The organism is Streptomyces sp. NPDC046122 (genome assembly GCF_056429965.1).
This window is the reverse complement of record NZ_JBWKLQ010000001.1, coordinates 131,243-146,453: the sequence shown is the minus strand read 5'-3', so window position 1 is coordinate 146,453 and position 15,211 is coordinate 131,243. Positions and strand designations below refer to the sequence as shown.

Annotated in this window: 14 protein-coding genes; 12 read left to right on the top strand and 2 right to left on the bottom strand. The window is 72.0% G+C overall.

The features are described 5' to 3' along the window. Positions 1–75 precede the first annotated feature (75 nt). Positions 76–1,299, top strand: coding sequence for a signal recognition particle-docking protein FtsY (ftsY, locus tag AC07FK_RS00615; RefSeq protein ID WP_479101303.1), 1,224 nt, complete (start codon positions 76–78; stop codon positions 1,297–1,299). A gap of 75 nt (positions 1,300–1,374) precedes the next feature. Here the strand turns inward: ftsY and AC07FK_RS00610 are convergent, their stop codons facing one another. Beyond that, positions 1,375–2,046 (bottom strand): bifunctional DNA primase/polymerase, encoded by a 672-nt coding sequence (locus tag AC07FK_RS00610; RefSeq protein ID WP_479101301.1) that lies wholly within the window; start codon positions 2,044–2,046, stop codon positions 1,375–1,377. 426 nt (positions 2,047–2,472) lie between these two features. Between AC07FK_RS00610 and nsdA the strand changes: the two genes are divergently transcribed. The 5 genes from nsdA (at position 2,473) to ffh (ending at position 10,162) form a co-directional block, all read left to right on the top strand. Continuing rightward, on the top strand, positions 2,473–3,948 hold the full coding sequence (gene nsdA, locus AC07FK_RS00605) for a transcriptional repressor NsdA (protein ID WP_479101299.1): 1,476 nt from the start codon (positions 2,473–2,475) through the stop codon (positions 3,946–3,948). A 328-nt stretch (positions 3,949–4,276) separates the two neighbouring features. Then, positions 4,277–5,641, top strand: coding sequence for an ammonium transporter (locus tag AC07FK_RS00600; RefSeq protein WP_479101297.1), 1,365 nt, complete (start codon positions 4,277–4,279; stop codon positions 5,639–5,641). After that, positions 5,638–5,976 carry a P-II family nitrogen regulator gene (locus AC07FK_RS00595; RefSeq protein WP_453402390.1) on the top strand — a complete coding sequence of 113 codons (339 nt, stop codon included), beginning with the start codon at positions 5,638–5,640 and terminating at the stop codon, positions 5,974–5,976. Before AC07FK_RS00600 ends, AC07FK_RS00595 begins: the two co-directional genes overlap by 4 nt. Before the next feature lie 32 nt (positions 5,977–6,008). Further along, complete coding sequence (locus tag AC07FK_RS00590) at positions 6,009–8,501, top strand: [protein-PII] uridylyltransferase (RefSeq protein ID WP_479101295.1); 2,493 nt, start codon at positions 6,009–6,011, stop codon at positions 8,499–8,501. 110 nt (positions 8,502–8,611) lie between these two features. Next, positions 8,612–10,162, top strand: a complete 1,551-nt coding sequence (gene ffh / locus AC07FK_RS00585) for a signal recognition particle protein (RefSeq protein ID WP_479101293.1) — start codon at positions 8,612–8,614, stop codon at positions 10,160–10,162. Positions 10,163–10,229: 67 nt separating this feature from the next. Here ffh and AC07FK_RS00580 read toward each other — a convergent pair whose 3' ends face one another. Beyond that, entirely contained in the window at positions 10,230–11,114 is an 885-nt protein-coding gene (locus AC07FK_RS00580; protein WP_479101291.1) for a methyltransferase domain-containing protein, read from the bottom strand. Between the two features lie 561 nt (positions 11,115–11,675). On the opposite strand from AC07FK_RS00580, the gene AC07FK_RS00575 reads away from it, so the two are divergent. From AC07FK_RS00575 to rplS, 6 genes are all read left to right on the top strand, one after another. Beyond that, on the top strand, positions 11,676–12,269 hold the full coding sequence (locus AC07FK_RS00575; protein WP_452806177.1) for a hypothetical protein: 594 nt from the start codon (positions 11,676–11,678) through the stop codon (positions 12,267–12,269). Between the two features lie 229 nt (positions 12,270–12,498). Continuing rightward, positions 12,499–12,951 carry a 30S ribosomal protein S16 gene (gene rpsP, locus AC07FK_RS00570; protein WP_479101289.1) on the top strand — a complete coding sequence of 151 codons (453 nt, stop codon included), beginning with the start codon at positions 12,499–12,501 and terminating at the stop codon, positions 12,949–12,951. Positions 12,952–12,953: 2 nt separating this feature from the next. After that, positions 12,954–13,193 carry an RNA-binding protein gene (locus tag AC07FK_RS00565; protein WP_005311361.1) on the top strand — a complete coding sequence of 80 codons (240 nt, stop codon included), beginning with the start codon at positions 12,954–12,956 and terminating at the stop codon, positions 13,191–13,193. Between the two features lie 96 nt (positions 13,194–13,289). Further along, a complete protein-coding gene (gene rimM / locus AC07FK_RS00560; RefSeq protein WP_479101288.1) occupies positions 13,290–13,871 on the top strand; it encodes a ribosome maturation factor RimM in 582 nt (193 codons plus the stop codon). Beyond that, entirely contained in the window at positions 13,871–14,692 is an 822-nt protein-coding gene (gene trmD, locus AC07FK_RS00555) for a tRNA (guanosine(37)-N1)-methyltransferase TrmD (RefSeq protein ID WP_479101286.1), read from the top strand. The genes rimM and trmD overlap by 1 nt, the downstream gene beginning before the upstream one ends. A gap of 131 nt (positions 14,693–14,823) precedes the next feature. Continuing rightward, complete coding sequence (rplS, locus tag AC07FK_RS00550; RefSeq protein WP_093798805.1) at positions 14,824–15,174, top strand: 50S ribosomal protein L19; 351 nt, start codon at positions 14,824–14,826, stop codon at positions 15,172–15,174. Positions 15,175–15,211 lie beyond the last annotated feature (37 nt).

Here is a 15,211-nt window from a genome sequence, read left to right as displayed (position 1 = left end):
AATCCTCTCCCGGGTCATCGTGCGATCGTCCGAGGAAGCCGCTGGAACACGGGTGTGGCTGATACTGGGTGAGTTATGGAAATCGTCATCCTTGCTGTAGTCATCGCCCTGGTCGCGATCGGCGCCATCAGCGGGCTCGTGGTCAGCAGCCGCAAGAAGAAGCAGCTGCCCCCGCAGGCGCCGCCGACCACGCCGACCATCACCGCCCCGCCCGCCGAACCGCAGGTCGGCGAGGACGCGGCGCCACCGCGCGACGAGGCGCGCCGGACCATCGAGGAGGTGGACCTCCCCGACGCGTCGACCGCCGTCGAGGAGCCCGTCGCCCTCGAGGACCCGGTCGTCGCCGAACCCGTCGCGCCCGAGATCGAGGTCCCCGAGCCCACCGCCGGCCGCCTGGTGCGGCTGCGCGCCCGGCTCGCCCGCTCGCAGAACACGCTCGGCAAGGGTCTGCTGACCCTGCTCTCCCGCGAGCACCTCGACGAGGACACCTGGGAGGAGATCGAGGACACCCTGCTCACCGCGGACGTCGGCGTGGCCCCCACCCAGGAGCTGGTCGAGCGGCTGCGGGAGCGCGTACGGGTGCTCGGCACACGTACGCCGCAGGAGCTGCGCGTCCTGCTCCGCGAGGAGCTGCTGAACCTGCTCGGCACGGACATGGACCGCGCGGTGAAGACCGAGAGCGCCGCCGACATCCCCGGCATCGTCATGGTCGTCGGCGTCAACGGCACCGGCAAGACCACCACGACCGGCAAGCTCGCCCGCGTCCTGGTGGCCGACGGCCGCAGCGTGGTCCTGGGCGCGGCGGACACCTTCCGCGCGGCGGCCACCGACCAGCTCCAGACCTGGGGCGACCGGGTCGGGGCGCGCACGGTGCGCGGTCCCGAGGGCGGCGACCCCGCGTCGGTCGCCTACGACGCGGTGAAGGAAGGCGTCGCCGAGGGCGCGGACGTCGTCCTCATCGACACGGCCGGCCGGCTGCACACCAAGGCCGGACTCATGGACGAGCTCGGCAAGGTCAAGCGCGTCGTGGAGAAGCACGGCCCGCTCGACGAGGTGCTGCTGGTCCTGGACGCGACGACCGGGCAGAACGGTCTGGTCCAGGCGCGGGTGTTCGCGGAGGTCGTGGACATCACCGGCATCGTGCTGACGAAGCTGGACGGCACGGCGAAGGGCGGCATCGTCATCGCCGTGCAGCGCGAGCTGGGCGTACCGGTGAAGCTGATCGGCCTGGGCGAGGGGCCGGACGATCTGGCGCCGTTCGAGCCGGAGGCGTTCGTCGATGCCCTGATCGGCGACTGACCACCACGCGGTACGCGAACGCCGGGCGGGCTCCCCACGGGGGCCCGCCCGGCGTTCGTGCGGGTGGCCGCGCCGTCACGCCGGTGAGCGGTGCGCCACGTACGCCAGGGTCCCCAGCAGCAGCCGGGCCGGCGGCGGAGCCTGCGCCGTGTCCAGGGACGGCGGGCGCAGCCAGCGGACCGGGCCGAGGCCGCCGAGGTCGGACGGCGGCGCCACCACGTGGTCGCCGGGACCGCGCCCCCGCAGGTCGAGGTCGGCGTCGTCCCAGCCCATCCGGTACAGGAGACGGGGCAGCTCGGCGGCGGCCCCGGGGGCGACGAAGAACTGCGCCCGGCCGTCCGGCGTCCCGGCCACCGGCCCCAGCGGCAGTCCCATCCGCTCCAGCCGTACGAGCGCCCGGCGCCCCGCGGCCTCGGCGACCTCGATGACGTCGAACGTACGGCCCACGGGCAGCAGCACCGCCGCGCCGGGGAAGTCGGACCAGGTCCTGCTGACGTCGTCGAGGGTGGCGCCCGCCGGCACCTCGGGCGCGAAGTCCAGCGGATGCGCGCCGGGCGCCCGGCAGGACGGGTCGCCGCAGGAGCAGGCCCGTGTCCCGGAACCCGCCGCGCCGCCGGAAGCCGCTCTGGCGCCCGGCACCACCGCCCAGCCCCAGAGCCCGGTGTACTCAGCCACCGTCGTGCAGTCCGGCACGCGGCCGCGGCGCCGTGCGCCGGACCGTGTCTCCCGGCCGATCGTGAAGCCCATGCCCCCTCCAACGGGTCCAGTGCGCCGGTGGTTACGACATGGAGTCAAGTCGTGACGCTCCGCTGCCGTCGAGGTGGTCCGCACGGCGCACAGTGTCGTGCGGGGTGGTGCGGGCAGGATCGAGCGCCCCGGCGTACACCGCTCCACCGACTCCCGATCGGCGTATGTCAAGTGAATCGCGCCCGGGAGCGGGGGAGTTCATTCGTTGGGGTGGCGAATGGTGGCGATTGTGGAATCGCCATGGCCGGAGGGGTGATCGTAGGATTACTTTCGGTACACGAACCCCGGAATAACCGCGCGTGTGGGTATGCCGGAGGCAAGCCGGTTTCCTGTTCGAGGGCTGCATCCCGGGGACAACAGGCCGCAACTCACGGCATTCTGTCAGGGGTTCGGGCAAAGAGGCTTCGGCGGGATGGGGGCGTACCAGTGGGCGGCAGTGGCGCAGGCGGTTCGAACGCTGGAAAGCGCCCGAACGAGCAGCTGGGCTCGTGGTTCGTGCGCAGCGGCTGGTCCAAGGGCGAGCTCGCGCGTCAGGTGAACCGCAGGGCCCGCCAGATGGGCGCGCACCACATCAGCACGGACACCTCACGGGTCCGCCGCTGGCTCGACGGCGAACAGCCGCGCGAGCCGATCCCGCGCATCCTGTCCGAGCTCTTCTCCGAGCGCTTCGGCAGCGTCGTCGCCGTCGAGGACCTCGGTCTGCGCGCCGCCCACCAGTCACCCTCGGTGTCGGGCGTCGACCTGCCCTGGGCCGGCCCCCAGACCGTCGCGCTGCTCAGCGAGTTCTCGCGCAGCGACCTCATGCTCGCCCGCCGGGGCTTCCTCGGCACCTCGCTCGCGCTCGCCGCGGGACCCGCCCTCATCGAACCCATGCAGCGCTGGCTCGTCCCCTCGCCCGCCGGGGAGCCCCGCCGCGCCGAGCCGGCCGGATCGTCCCGCCGGCCGTCCCGGCTCTCCAGGCCGGAGCTCGACCTGCTGGAGTCCACGACCATGATGTTCCGCCAGTGGGACGCCCAGTGCGGCGGCGGGCTGCGGCGCAAGGCGGTCGTCGGACAGCTGCACGAAGTGACGGACCTGCTCCAGGAGCCGCAGCCCGAGGCGACCTCCAAGCGGCTCTTCAAATGCGCCGCCGAGCTGGCCGAGCTGGCCGGCTGGATGAGTTACGACGTGGGCCTGCAGCCCACCGCGCAGAAGTACTTCGTCCTCGCGCTGCACGCCGCCAAGGAGGCCGGCGACAAGCCCTTCGGCTCGTACGTCCTGTCCAGCATGAGCCGTCAGATGATCCACCTCGGCCGCCCCGACGACGCGCTGGAGCTCATCCACCTCGCCCAGTACGGCAGCCGCGACTGCGCCACGCCCCGCACCCAGGCGATGCTGTATGCGATGGAGGCCCGCGCCTACGCCAACATCGGGCAGCCCAGCAAGTGCAAGCGGGCCGTGCGGATGGCCGAGGACACCTTCTCCGACGCGGGCCTCGACGGCGAGCCCGAGCCCGACTGGATCCGCTTCTTCTCCGAGGCCGAGCTCAACGGCGAGAACGCCCACTCGTACCGCGACCTGGCCTACGTCGCCGGCCGCAGTCCCACGTACGCCTCGCTGTCCGAGCCCGTCATGGAGCGCGCCGTCGAGCTCTTCGGCAAGGACGAGGAGCACCAGCGTTCGTACGCACTGAACCTCATCGGCATGGCCACCGTGCACCTGCTCAAGCGCGAGCCCGAGCAGTCCGTCGTGCTGGCCGAAAAGGCCCTGGGCGTCGCCCGGCGGGTCCGCTCCGAGCGGGTCAACACCCGGCTGCGCAAGACCGTCGACACGGCGGCCAGGGACTTCGGCGACGTCGCCGAGGTCGTCGACCTCACCGACCAGCTGGCGGCCCAGCTGCCCGAAGCCGCGGAAGCGGTCTGAGGGACCGCCCGGCGGCCACCACAGACGCCGGCCGCGACAGCCACCCCGTGAAGCCCGACTCGGCTCCCCCGCGCCAGGTCAACCGGGTGGCGGTCGCGGCCGGTCTTGTGATGGTTGCGACACGATAACGGCCGCCCGGCGCCCAGTCCGGCGGTTCACCCGCACGTAACACGCACGACCTCTTCGTCATGGGTGCGAAACATCGAGCGGCACTGGCCGAAACCGTGCTGCGTCAACCTCGTGGCCTATAGCGGCGCACCCCTTTGCTGCCGAACAGGCCAACAGGCTCCGCCCCCGCACGGGCCGCACCGACGACGAGGAGACGCCGATGCCTCCAGGCATCACGATGCTTGCCGCAGACAAGATCGAACTGTCTGCCGCCAATACCGGCTTCATGCTCATCTGTTCCGCCATGGTGATGCTGATGACGCCGGGCCTGGCCTTCTTCTACGGAGGCATGGTCCGCGTCAAGTCCACCCTGAACATGCTGATGATGAGCTTCATCAGCCTCGGGATCGTCACCGTCCTGTGGGTGCTGTACGGCTTCAGCCTCGCCTTCGGCACCGACGTCGGCTCGGTCATCGGCTGGTCCTCCGCGTACGTCGGACTGGGCGACATCGGAGTCACCGAACTCTGGGACGGCTACACCATCCCGGTGTACGTCTTCGCCGTCTTCCAGCTGATGTTCGCCGTCCTCACCCCCGCCCTGATCAGCGGCGCCCTGGCCGACCGCGTGAAATTCACGGCCTGGACGCTGTTCGTCGCCCTCTGGGTCACCGTCGTCTACTTCCCGGTCGCGCACTGGGTGTGGGGCTCCGGCGGCTGGCTCTTCGAGATGGGCGTCATCGACTTCGCGGGCGGCACGGCCGTCCACATCAACGCCGGCGCCGCGGCGCTGGGCGTCATCCTGGTCATCGGCAAGCGCGTCGGCTTCAAGAAGGACCCGATGCGCCCGCACAGCCTGCCGCTGGTGATGCTGGGCGCCGGCCTCCTGTGGTTCGGCTGGTTCGGCTTCAACGCCGGCTCCTGGCTGGGCAACGACGACGGCGTCGGCGCGGTGATGTTCCTCAACACCCAGGTCGCCACCGCTGCCGCCATGCTCGCCTGGCTGGCGTACGAGAAGATCCGGCACGGCTCGTTCACCACCCTGGGCGCCGCGTCCGGCGCCGTCGCGGGCCTCGTCGCGATCACCCCGGCAGGCGGCGCGGTCAGCCCGCTCGGCGCGATCGCCGTCGGCGCGATCGCCGGTCTGCTGTGCGCCATGGCCGTCGGCCTCAAGTACAAGCTGGGGTACGACGACTCGCTCGACGTCATCGGCGTCCACCTCGTCGGCGGAGTCGTCGGCTCGCTCCTCGTCGGCTTCTTCGCCACCGGCGGCGTGCAGTCCGACGCCAAGGGCCTCTTCTACGGAGGCGGGTTCGATCAGCTCGGCAAGCAGGCCGTGGGCGTCTTCGCGGTACTGGCCTACTCTCTGGTGGTCTCCGCGCTCCTCGCCTTCGTCATCGACAAGGTGATGGGCATGCGGGTCCCCGAGGACGACGAGGTCTCCGGCATCGACCAGGTCGAGCACGCCGAGACCGCGTACGACTTCAGCGGAGCGGGCGGCGGTTCGGCCTCCCGCACCGCCGCACCCGCCCCCGGCCTGACCGACAGGGCCGGCGCCGCCACGCAGAACAAGAAGGTGGACGCATGAAGCTCATCACCGCGGTCGTGAAGCCGCACCGGCTGGACGAGATCAAGGAGGCCCTGCAGGGCTTCGGGGTCCAGGGACTCACCGTCACCGAGGCCAGCGGATACGGCCGCCAGCGCGGCCACACCGAGGTCTACCGGGGCGCCGAGTACACGGTCGATCTCGTACCGAAGATCCGCATCGAGGTGCTGGTCGAGGACAGTGACGCCGAACAGCTCATCGAGGTGGTGGTGAAGGCCGCCCGCACCGGCAAGATCGGCGACGGCAAGGTGTGGAGTGTGCCGGTCGAGACGGCGGTCCGGGTCCGGACCGGCGAACGCGGCCCGGACGCCCTCTGATCCGACCGCATTGCGAAAACGGGAGCTGCCGGGTGACGAGCGCACGAGTGACCATCGAACCGTCCGACGACTCGGGACCCAGCGGCTACGCGGCGGCCCGGCTGCGACTCCTCCAGGAGGAGTCGCGGTCCGGGCCGTCGCGCCGCGCCGGCCTCGCGCGGCTGACCGACGACTGGCTGGAGGCGCTGTTCAGCACCGCGGCCCACGAAGCGGGGGTGCGCGGCGCGGCGCTCGTCGCCGTCGGCGGCTACGGCCGCGGCGAACTGTCGCCGCGCAGCGACCTGGACCTGCTGCTCCTGCACGACGGCCGCGCCGACAGCGGCGCGATCGCCGCCCTGGCCGACCGGATCTGGTACCCGGTGTGGGACCTGGGCCTGGCGCTCGACCATTCCGTCCGCACACCCGCCGAGGCCCGCAAGACCGCCGGCGAGGACCTCAAGGTGCACCTCGGTCTCCTCGACGCCCGGCACATCGCCGGCGACCTCGGAGTCACCGCCGGGCTGCGGACCGCCGTACTGGCCGACTGGCGCAACCTCGCCCCCAAGCGGCTGCCCGAACTCCACGAGCTGTGCCAGGAACGGGCCGCGCGGCAGGGCGAACTCCAGTACCTCCTCGAACCCGATCTGAAGGAGGCGCGCGGGGGCCTGCGCGACGCCACCGTGCTGCGCGCCGTCGCCGCCTCCTGGCTCGCCGACGCCCCGCGCGAGGGGCTTGACGCGGCGCGGCGCCGGCTCCTCGACGTACGCGACGCACTGCACCTGACCACCGGGCGCGCCACCGACCGCCTCGCCCTCCAGGAGCAGGACCAGGTCGCCGACGCGCTCGGGCTGCTGGACGCCGACACCCTGCTGCGGGAGGTGTACGAGGCGGCGCGCACCATCGCGTACGCCGGCGACGTCACCTGGCGCGAGGTCAACCGCGTGCTGCGGGCCCGGTCGGTGCGGCCGAGGCTGCGCGCCATGCTCGGCGGCAAGGCCGCGCCGGAACGCACCCCGCTCGCGGAGGGCGTCGTCGAACAGGACGGCGAGGTGGTCCTCGCCCGCACCGCGCGGCCCGAGCGCGACGCGGTGCTCCCGCTGCGCGCCGCCGCCGCGGCGGCCCAGTCGGGGCTGCCGGTCTCCCTGCACGCCGTACGCCGCCTGGCCGCCGTGGCGCGGCCGCTTCCGGTGCCGTGGCCCGCCGAGGCGCGCGAGGAACTCGTCACCCTGCTCGGCGCGGGCGAGGCGACCATCGCCGTGTGGGAGGCGCTGGAGGCCGAAGGGCTCATCACGCGGCTGCTGCCGGACTGGGAGCGGGTCCGCTGCCGCCCGCAGCGCAACCCCGTCCACACCTGGACCGTCGACCGGCACCTGGTCGAGACGGCGGTACGGGCCTCCGCGCTCACCCGCCGCGTCCACCGCCCCGACCTGCTGCTGACCGCCGCACTGCTGCACGACTTCGGCAAGGGCTGGCCCGGCGACCACTCCGTGGCCGGCGAGATCATCGCCCGCGACGTGGCCACCCGCATCGGCTTCGACCGGGCGGACGTGGGCGTGATCGCCACCCTCGTCCGCCACCACCTCCTGCTCGTCGAGACCGCCACCCGGCGCGACCTCGACGACCCGGCGACCGTCAGCGCGGTGGCCGACGCCGTCGGAACGACCGGCACCCTCGAACTCCTGCACGCCCTCACCGAGGCGGACGCCCTGGCCACCGGACCCGCCGCCTGGTCCGCCTGGCGCGCCTCGCTCGTCACCGACCTGGTCGAGCGCGTCGCCGCCGTCCTCGCTGGCGCCGAACCGGCCGCTCCGGAACCCGCCGCCCCCAGCGCCGAGCAGGAACGCCTGGCCATCGAGGCCTTCCGCACCGGCGGGCCGGTCCTGTCGCTGCGCGCGCAGCCGGAGGCGCACGCGGAGGCGGACCCGCAGGAGGCGGGCCAGGAGCCGGAGCCCCTGGGCGTCGAGCTGCTGATCGCCGTACCGGACCAGCCCGGCGTCCTGCCCGCGGTGGCCGGCGTACTGGCCATGCACCGGCTGACCGTACGCACGGCCGAGCTGCGGGCCGCCGAACTCCCCGGCCCGGTGGCCGGCGAGGGACCGGCGCAGGAGGGCGGTGTGGTGCTGCTCGACTGGCGGGTGGCGGCCGAGTACGGGGCGCTGCCGCAGGCCGCCCGGCTGCGGGCCGACCTCGTACGCGCCCTGGACGGCTCGCTGGACATCCCCGCGCGCCTGGCGGAACGGGAGCGCGCGTACGAGAAGAACCCGCGCCGCCGCGGCGCCCAGGCCCCGCCGCCCCGCGTCACGGTCGCCCCCGCCGGCTCACGCCTCGCGACGGTGATCGAGGTACGCGCCCAGGACGCCCCCGGGCTGCTGCACCGCATCGGTCACGCGCTGGAGGCCGCGAAGGTGCGGGTGCGCAGCGCGCACGTCTCGACGCTGGGCGCGAACGCGGTCGACGCGTTCTACGTCACGGGGACCGACGACGCCCCGCTGCCGGACACCGAGGCGGCCGAGGTGGCGAGGGCGCTGGAGGGCGCCCTGCGGTAGCTGGAGGGCGCCCTGCGGTAGGGGAAGGGGGCAGCCTCCACCGCGGGCGGGCAGATACCCTGGGGGCATCTGTGTCCACCCGCCCCCTGACCCGAGGATTCGCGACCGCCGTGTTCGATACTCTTTCCGACCGCCTCGCAGCGACATTCAAGAACCTCCGGGGCAAGGGCCGCCTGTCCGAGGCGGACATCGACGCCACGGCACGTGAGATCCGTATCGCGCTGCTCGAAGCGGATGTCGCGCTGCCCGTCGTCCGGGCGTTCATCAAGCAGATCAAGGAACGCGCCGCAGGGGCCGAGGTCTCGCAGGCGCTGAACCCCGCCCAGCAGGTCATCAAGATCGTCAACGAGGAGCTCATCGGCATCCTCGGCGGCGAGACCCGCCGGCTGCGGTTCGCCAAGAACCCGCCCACGGTCATCATGCTCGCCGGCCTCCAGGGCGCCGGTAAGACGACCCTCGCCGGAAAGCTCGGCCTGTGGCTCAAGGGCCAGGGCCATTCCCCGATCCTGGTCGCCTGCGACCTCCAGCGCCCCAACGCCGTCAACCAGCTCAGCGTCGTCGCCGAGCGCGCCGGCGTCGCGGTGTACGCGCCCGAGCCGGGCAACGGCACCGGGGACCCGGTCAAGGTCGCCAGGGACTCCGTCGAGTACGCCAAGAACAAGCTGCACGACATCGTCATCGTCGACACCGCCGGCCGCCTCGGCATCGACCAGGAGCTGATGCAGCAGGCCGCGGACATCCGCGACGCCGTCAGCCCCGACGAGGTCCTGTTCGTCGTCGACGCGATGATCGGTCAGGACGCGGTCAACACCGCCGAGGCGTTCCGCGACGGCGTCGGCTTCGACGGCGTGGTGCTCTCCAAGCTCGACGGCGACGCCCGTGGTGGCGCCGCGCTGTCGATCGCCAAGGTGACCGGCCGCCAGATCATGTTCGCCTCCAACGGCGAGAAACTGGACGACTTCGACGCGTTCCACCCGGACCGCATGGCGTCGCGCATCCTCGGCATGGGCGACATGCTGTCGCTCATCGAGAAGGCCGAGCAGACCTTCAGCCAGCAAGAGGCCGAAGCGATGGCGGCCAAGCTGGCGAAGGGCCCCAAGGAGTTCACCCTCGACGACTTCCTGGCCCAGATGGAACAGGTCCGCAAGATGGGCTCCATCTCCAAGCTGCTCGGCATGATGCCCGGCATGGGGCAGATCAAGGAGCAGATCGCCAACATCGACGAGCGCGACGTGGACCGTACCGCCGCGATCATCAAGTCGATGACCCCCGCCGAGCGCCAGGATCCGACGATCATCAACGGCTCGCGCCGCGCGCGCGTCGCCAAGGGTTCGGGCGTCGAGGTCAGCGCCGTGAAGAACCTCGTGGAGCGGTTCTTCGAGGCCCGCAAGATGATGTCGAAGATGGCGCAGGGCGGCGGAATGCCCGGCATGCCGGGGATTCCGGGCATGGGCGGCGGCCCCGGCCGCCAGAAGAAGCAGCAGAAGCAGGCCAAGGGCAAGCGCAAGAGCGGCAACCCGATGAAGCGCAAGCTCGAGGAGCAGGCCGCCGCCGAGCGCCGCGAGCAGGCCGCGCAGGCGGGCGGCGCGCTGGGTCTGCCGGCCGGTCAGGGCGCCCAGGACTTCGAACTGCCCGACGAGTTCAAGAAGTTCATGGGCTGACACCCGGTCGTACGCACAGCGCCGCGGGCGCCCCTCCCCACCGGAGCGGGCGCCCGCGGCGCGTTTCCTACGGCGTACGGGCGATCAGGTAGCGGAAGACGTTCGACATCCAGACCGTTCCGTCCCGCCGCACATGCGGGTGGAGCGCCTCGGTGAGCTCCTTCTCCACCTGCGCCGGGTCCGTGGCCCGTACGGCCGCGTCGAACAGCCCGGTCGACATCAGGCCGCGCACGGCGCTGTCCATGTCGGCGTACCCGAAGGGGCACGCGACCCGCCCCGAGCCGTCCGGCTTCAGACCGGCCCGCGAGGCCACGTCCTCCAGGTCGTCCCTGAGCGCCGGACGCCAGCCCCGGCCGCCGCCGGCGCGCAGCGTCTCGGTCAGCCGGGAAGCCACCCGCAGGACCGCGGACGTCGCGCAGCGCTCGGGCGGACCCCACCCCGCCAGCACCACTTCGCTGCCGCGCTCGGCGAGGGGTATGGCGCTCTCGAGCGCCGCGGCGAGCCCCTCGGAGTCGCCGGCGGCGCAGCCGAGCGGTTCGAAGGCGGTGACGAGGTTGTACGCCCGCGCGGAGCCGTCGCCGGCCTCCGCCGCCCCGCCTTCGAACAGGCGCGGGGTCGCCTGCGCGGGCTCCTCGGCGTCGCCGCCCGCCCGCGACGCGTCCGCCAGCAGACGTTCGCGGGCCAGCGCGACCCGGTCGGGATCGGCATCGACGCCAGTCACGTGCGCGCCTCGCGAGGCGGCCATCAGCAGGGCGAGACCCGAGCCGCAGCCGAGACCGAGCAGCCGGGTGGCGGGGCCCACCTCGAGCCGCTCGTACGCCGCTTCGTAGAGCGGTACCAGCATCCGCTCCTGGATCTCGGCCCAGTCGCGGGCGCGCGCGCCCGCGTCGGTCGCCGGCGCTGAAGCGGCGTTCGCGTGGTGCCGGTGGTGCCGGACGAGCGTAGGTGTCATCGAAAGCGCCCCAATCCGCCGAGAGGTCATGTCGTGTCCTGATGGACGTTCCCCCGTGTGCGTGCGCCTGTACTCCCCGTAGCCAGGGAACTCCGCATCCGGCGGCAAGTCCAGGGGTTGTAGGGCAATGCTTGTATGCCCCTGCCGTGCGCCCCCGCGCCGGAGCCGATGCAGTTCCCAGAGTGCCGTCGCCGCGCGGATCGCGCCACGGGAAGGGAACAGCCGCCCTACCGGCGCCGTTCACCGGGGCGGGGCGGTCTCCGGCCGGCCGCGTCCCACCGGTACTGTCGCGATCAGCGGCGCTTTCCCCGGTGACCGCGCCGGTGCCCGGTCCCCGGTCGGCGCCCGCCGGAGCGGCCGATGCCCCGGCGTGCGGCCTTTTTCTACGCGCCGGGGCGTACGCGCGGGTACGCCCCAGGATGATGTGAGCTGGGCGTGTCCTCCGCAGATCAGCGCACCCGCCCTCGTCACGACGCATCAATGGCAACTGACTGGTACGTGCAAATTATTTGGGATGGCCCGGAATAGGAACACCGGGGCATCCCGGCTCGTTGTCACGACGTGAGCACGACACCACCTGTTCTCGCCGCAGAGCTGGCGCAGGCGTGGGCCGACATTCAGCGGTACCACCCCGAGCTGCCAGACCTAGCCGCGCCCGAATCCCTGATCGGAGAGTCGTCGTCCGCCTGTGGCGCCGAGCTCTCCTTCGAACGACTGCTGCACGAGGCAGTCCACGGCATCGCCGCCGCCCGCGGCGTCCGTGACACCTCGCGCGCCGGCCGCTACCACAACCGCAGATTCCTCGCGATCGCCGAGGAGATGGGCCTCGACCATCCCGAGGAGCCGCACCCCAGCAGCGGTTTCTCGCTGGTCTCGCTCAACTCCGAGGCGAGGCGGCGCTACCGGCCGACGATCGAGCGGCTGCAGCGCGCCCTCAAGGCGCACACGGTCGCGACCGCGTCGGACACCAAGCGCTCCTTCCGCGGACCCGCCGCCCGGCACGGCTCGTCCGGCGGCGGTGTGCGGGTCAAGGCCGTGTGCGACTGCGGGCGCAACGTCCGCGTCGTGCCCTCGGTCCTGGCCCAGGCCCCGATCGTGTGCGGGGGCTGCGGAAAGCCGTTCCGCATCCCGGAAGTGGTGGCAGCAGCGAGCTGACCGCCCCTCCGCCGACCCCGTCGGCGCCCGGTCTCAGCCGTCCCGGCCGGGTGCCGGCCGGATGCTGTCCGCGCCACAGGTGTGTGGCACAATGGCTAGCTGTACTCGACAGCCGCACAGGAACCCTCTCGCCTCCGGCTGACGCGTCCATCGGGCACCCGAGTACCGCAACCCCACGTGGCATCTTCGTTGTGCCCAACCACGTCATAGACCAGGAGACACCACTCCAGTGGCAGTCAAGATCAAGCTGAAGCGTCTGGGCAAGATCCGTTCGCCTCACTACCGCATCGTCGTCGCCGACTCCCGTACCCGCCGTGACGGCCGGGCCATCGAGGAGATCGGTCTGTACCACCCGGTGCAGAACCCGTCGCGCATCGAGGTCAACTCGGAGCGTGCGCAGTACTGGCTGTCCGTCGGCGCCCAGCCGACCGAGCCGGTCATGGCCATCCTGAAGCTCACCGGTGACTGGCAGGCGCACAAGGGCCTCCCGGCCCCGGCGCCGCTGCTGCAGCCGGAGCCCAAGGCCGACAAGCGCGCCGCGTTCGACGCGTTCGCCAAGGGCCTCGAGGGTGGCGACGAGTCCAAGGGCGAGGCCATCACCCCCAAGGCGAAGAAGGCCGACAAGAAGGCTGACGAGGCTCCTGCGGAGTCGGCGTCCGCCGTTGAGTCGACCGAGGCCTGAGCATGCTCGAGGAGGCTCTTGAGCACCTCGTGAAAGGCATTGTCGACAACCCCGACGATGTGCAGGTCGCCTCGCGCAACCTGCGCCGCGGACGCGTTCTCGAGGTCCGGGTCCACCCCGACGACCTCGGCAAGGTGATCGGCCGCAACGGCCGCACCGCTCGCGCTCTGCGTACGGTCGTGGGCGCCATCGGCGGCCGTGGCATCCGCGTCGACCTCGTCGACGTGGACCAGGTCCGCTGACGCGGTCGGCCGTTTTCACCTAGATATGCCGGCTCGGGCCGGGAAGGGCTCGCGAGCCCTTCCCGGCCCGTAGTCGTGAGACAGGAGAAACATCAAGTGCAGCTCGTAGTCGCGCGGATCGGCCGCGCCCACGGCATCAAGGGCGAGGTCACGGTAGAGGTACGCACCGACGAGCCGGAGCTGCGGCTCGGGCCGGGCGCCGTACTCGCCACCGACCCGGCCTCCGCCGGGCCGCTGACCGTCGAGACCGGGCGGGTGCACAGCGGCCGGCTGCTGCTGCGCTTCGCGGGCGTCAAGGACCGCACGGCCGCCGAGGCGCTGCGCAACATCCTCCTCATCGCCGAGGTCGACCCGGCGGCGACTCCGGAGGACCCCGAGGAGTTCTACGACCACCAGCTGATGGACCTCGACGTCGTCCTTGCCGACGGCACCGAGGTCGGCCGGATCACCGAGATCACCCACCTGCCCTCGCAGGACCTGTTCATCGTGGAGCGCCCCGACGGCAGTGAGGTCATGATCCCCTTCGTCGAGGAGATCGTCACCGAGATCGACCTGGAGGAGCAGCGCGCGGTCATCACCCCGCCGCCGGGCCTGATCGACGACAGCCAGGCCGAGGTCGCCTCCAGCCGGGACGACGAGTCCGGCCAGGGTGACGAGTCCACCCGGGACGAAGACTGATGCGGCTCGACGTCGTCACGATCTTCCCCGAGTACCTGGAGCCGCTGAACGTCTCGCTGGTCGGCAAGGCCCGCGCGCGCGGACAGCTCGACGTGCACGTGCACGACCTCAGGGACTGGACGTACGACCGCCACAACACGGTCGACGACACCCCCTACGGCGGCGGCCCCGGCATGGTCATGAAGACCGAGCCCTGGGGCGCGGCACTCGACGACGCACTGGCCGACGGCTACGAGCACGGGGCGCACGGCCCGGTGCTGGTCGTGCCCACTCCCAGCGGCCGGCCGTTCACGCAGGAACTCGCCGTCGAGCTCTCCGAACGGCCCTGGCTGGTCTTCACGCCGGCGCGCTACGAGGGCATCGACCGCCGCGTCGTCGACGAGTACGCCACCCGCATGCCGGTGTACGAGGTCTCCATCGGCGACTACGTGCTGGCGGGCGGCGAGGCGGCCGTACTGGTGATCACCGAGGCCGTGGCCCGGCTGCTGCCCGGCGTGCTGGGCAACGCGGAATCGCACCGTGACGACTCCTTCGCGCCCGGCGCGATGGCCAACCTGCTGGAAGGCCCCGTCTACACCAAGCCGCCCGAGTGGCGCGAGCGCGGCATCCCGGACGTACTGCTCAGCGGCCACCACGGGAAGATCGCCCGGTGGCGGCGGGACGAGGCGCTGCGGCGTACGACCGCCACCAGGCCGGACCTGATCGAGCGCTGCGACCCCGCGGCCTTCGACAAGAAGGACCGCGAGATGCTGAGCATCCTGGGCTGGCGGCCCGGCCCCGACGGCCGATTTGGGCGCAGCCCCGAGGCCGTGGAAGAATAGGCCGCTGCTGTACGTCCGGCGTGCGCCCCTGCCACAGGGGGAACGACGCCCGCCCGACGCGGACAGCACCCCGAAACTCTCTTATCGAATTCCGTCGATGACCTGTGGCATCGGCGAGGAAGCAGACTCACATGTCCAGCCTTCTCGACTCCGTCGACTCCGCCTCGCTGCGTACCGACCTTCCCGCGTTCCGCCCCGGCGACACCGTGAACGTCCACGTTCGCGTCATCGAGGGCAACCGCTCGCGTGTGCAGCAGTTCAAGGGCGTAGTCATCCGCCGCCAGGGTTCGGGCGTCCGCGAGACCTTCACGGTCCGCAAGGTCTCCTTCTCCGTCGGCGTCGAGCGCACCTTCCCGGTGCACAGCCCGATCTTCGAGAAGATCGAGCTCATCTCCCGCGGTGACGTCCGCCGCGCCAAGCTGTACTTCCTCCGTGAGCTGCGCGGCAAGGCCGCGAAGATCAAGGAGAAGCGCGACCGCTGATCGCGCATTCGGCGCCCGGGGCCGGCCGGATAGGCTC

Bases quoted from the DNA above. Each gene is read 5' to 3' on its own strand.
- trmD (WP_479101286.1), top strand. From the start codon at position 13,871: ATGCGGCTCGACGTCGTCACGATCTTCCCCGAGTACCTGGAGCCGCTG.
- AC07FK_RS00600 (WP_479101297.1), top strand. From the start codon at position 4,277: ATGCCTCCAGGCATCACGATGCTTGCCGCAGACAAGATCGAACTGTCT.
- rplS (WP_093798805.1), top strand. From the start codon at position 14,824: ATGTCCAGCCTTCTCGACTCCGTCGACTCCGCCTCGCTGCGTACCGAC.
- AC07FK_RS00610 (WP_479101301.1), bottom strand. From the start codon at position 2,046: ATGGGCTTCACGATCGGCCGGGAGACACGGTCCGGCGCACGGCGCCGC.
- ftsY (WP_479101303.1), top strand. From the start codon at position 76: ATGGAAATCGTCATCCTTGCTGTAGTCATCGCCCTGGTCGCGATCGGC.
- AC07FK_RS00595 (WP_453402390.1), top strand. From the start codon at position 5,638: ATGAAGCTCATCACCGCGGTCGTGAAGCCGCACCGGCTGGACGAGATC.
- AC07FK_RS00565 (WP_005311361.1), top strand. From the start codon at position 12,954: ATGCTCGAGGAGGCTCTTGAGCACCTCGTGAAAGGCATTGTCGACAAC.
- AC07FK_RS00580 (WP_479101291.1), bottom strand. From the start codon at position 11,114: ATGACACCTACGCTCGTCCGGCACCACCGGCACCACGCGAACGCCGCT.